General features: G+C 31.5%; 2 pseudogenes. Both read right to left on the reverse strand.

What is annotated here, in order from left to right:
* Positions 1 to 378, reverse strand: a pseudogene (locus K4H96_RS00260) (hypothetical protein); the annotation flags it as partial.
* Positions 379 to 526: 148 nt separating this feature from the next.
* Positions 527 to 937, reverse strand: a pseudogene (locus K4H96_RS00265) (hypothetical protein); the annotation flags it as partial.
* Positions 938 to 1,000: the final 63 nt, after the last annotated feature.

The raw sequence follows: 1,000 nt of genomic DNA on the forward strand, positions 1-1,000 counted from the left end.
CCTAACATCCCAAAAACTACCATAATGACTGTAGGATTTCTCACCAATTTTTTTTCCCAAGTAGGCTTTATTGCCTTGTAAATCATAAATCACAGGAACAATATTTGCACGAAACATGCTCTGCCCATCCCCACCTTGAACAAAAATTGGCGAAAACTCAATTTTACTGACACCAGAGTAATGCTCTTTAATGTAAGTTGCCAGTTGTTCTTCCAACAAACGAAATCCTCGTTTGTAAAGTTTTACTCCTTTATCGTCTAAAACATCACTAACATTATATGGAGAGTTTTTGTGTTCAATCCACTTTGTCATACAATATACTCCTCCTGAAATTAAAACTATTAGAGCTATTCCGATTGCAAAAAATTTTTTCTTCATCAGTCTCCTCCATTTTATTAATCAAATTGCAAACAAACAAATTACTTACATACATTATATCATAATTAGTAATTTAAAGATATTTCTACCTTAATTTTAAGAAAAGTATATTTTGTTGAAAGGATTTAATACTATCACCTTGACTCCTTCAATGCCATTCCAAATRGTCTCCTTTCYTAATTTCTGTATTATAGASAATTTCCGCTTTTTGACTACCTTTTTCACTTTTTACCACATCTTTTAGGTGACCAGCATTGACAAGCGCTTCAATATTTTCATCAATTTCTTTAACAGAATTAAGTTTTGCATTTTCAGGTAAACATTTACTATCAGATATATCAATAAATTCASTACCAACTCTTATTTCAATGATTTCTTCATCCCAGCCATTAAAATCGAGTCTAATACTACTAAAATCATCATAATGAGCAAATGTTTGATTTCCAATTTTTTTACCTAAATACGCCTTATCTCCATATTCATCATAAACTATAGGAACAATATTGGCATGAAACATATATCGTCCGTCACCTCCTCGAACTAGTATAGGTGAAAATTCTCTATAATACAGAAATTAGGAAAGGAGACCATTTGGAATGGCATTGAAGGAGTCAAGGTGATA

The sequence above is a fragment of the Streptococcus sanguinis genome (assembly GCF_020729765.1).
GTDB lineage: Bacteria > Bacillota > Bacilli > Lactobacillales > Streptococcaceae > Streptococcus > Streptococcus sanguinis_Q.